At 56.5% G+C, this 1,185-nt stretch carries 1 protein-coding gene; it reads left to right on the forward strand.

The genetic code is table 11. The features are described from left to right. The first annotated feature begins 59 nt into the window (after positions 1 to 59). Positions 60 to 1,154, forward strand: a complete 1,095-nt coding sequence (locus BM177_RS19320; protein WP_091686928.1) for an IS630 family transposase — start codon at positions 60 to 62, stop codon at positions 1,152 to 1,154. The last annotated feature ends 31 nt before the right edge of the window (positions 1,155 to 1,185 follow it).

Consider the following 1,185-nt stretch of genomic DNA (forward strand, 5'->3'; position numbering starts at 1 on the left):
GCTAGTGTAGTGTCTCACGCAAAGCTTGACAATTCGCCTCATTCGGTTACGGTTGTTTCATGTGGTCGAGCAGTCAAGCTGTTGAGATAACGCCCGAGGAGAGGGCGGAGCTTGAACGGATTGTTGGTTCAGGCAAGACAGAGCAGCGCATCGCGCAGCGGGCGCGGATTGTTCTTGGCGCGGCGGCGGGGAAGTCGAATAGCGCACTGGCGAAGGAACTCGAAACCTCCCGCCCGACTGTGCTGGACTGGCGGCGCCGTTTTGCGAAAGGCGGGGTCAAGGCGCTTTATGAGGATCGCCCGCGAGGGCGGAGCTTCACGCCCATTGTCCGAGCCAAGGAAGCCGAAGTTATCGCCATGACGCAATCACCGCCGGCGCAGGCGAGCCACTGGAGTTGCCGCCGCATCGCCGAAATCTGCGGCGTCAGCAAGGCGTCGGTGCAGCGCATCTGGCGAGCCAATGGATTGAAGCCGCATTTGGTCCGGACATTCAAGCTATCCAACGATCCTGATTTTATCGAGAAACTCGAGGATGTCGTGGGGCTCTATATGAACCCGCCCGACCACGCCCTGGTGTTCTGCATCGACGAGAAGAGCCAGATCCAGGCGCTTGACCGCACGCAGCCAGGCTTGCCGATGAAGAAAGGCCGCGCCGGAACGATGACGCATGATTACAAGCGCAACGGCACGACCACGCTATTTGCAGCGCTCGATGTGCTGAAAGGCGAGGTCATTGGCCAATGCATGCCGCGGCATCGTCATCAGGAATTTCTGAAATTTCTCAAGTCCATCGACCGCACTACGCCGAAGCATCTGGACATCCATTGCATCGCCGACAACTATGCGACCCATAAAAAACAGGAAATCAAAGACTGGCTTGTCAAACACCCGCGCTTTCACTTCCACTTTATTCCGACATCGTCATCGTGGCTGAATCTTGTCGAGCGCTGGTTCGGATTGATCACAACGCAGCTCATTCGACGCGGCGCTTTCAAGACCGTGGAGGAACTCGAACGAACGATCCACGACTACATTGACCACAACAACGCCAACCCGAAGCCTTTCGTTTGGACAAAATCCGCCAACGACATAATCCACAAAGTCAATCGCGGCAGATCGGCGCTGAAAATGCAACAGCTGCAGCGGACCAGCTAATTGCAAAGCGTTGCGTGAGACACTACACTAG

This window comes from Methylocapsa palsarum (assembly GCF_900114285.1).
Classification (GTDB): Bacteria; Pseudomonadota; Alphaproteobacteria; order Rhizobiales; family Beijerinckiaceae; genus Methylocapsa; species Methylocapsa palsarum.

What these genes read in the sequence shown, in the direction of transcription:
- BM177_RS19320 (WP_091686928.1), top strand. Translation starts at nt 60, where the DNA reads ATGTGGTCGAGCAGTCAAGCTGTTGAGATAACGCCCGAGGAGAGGGCG.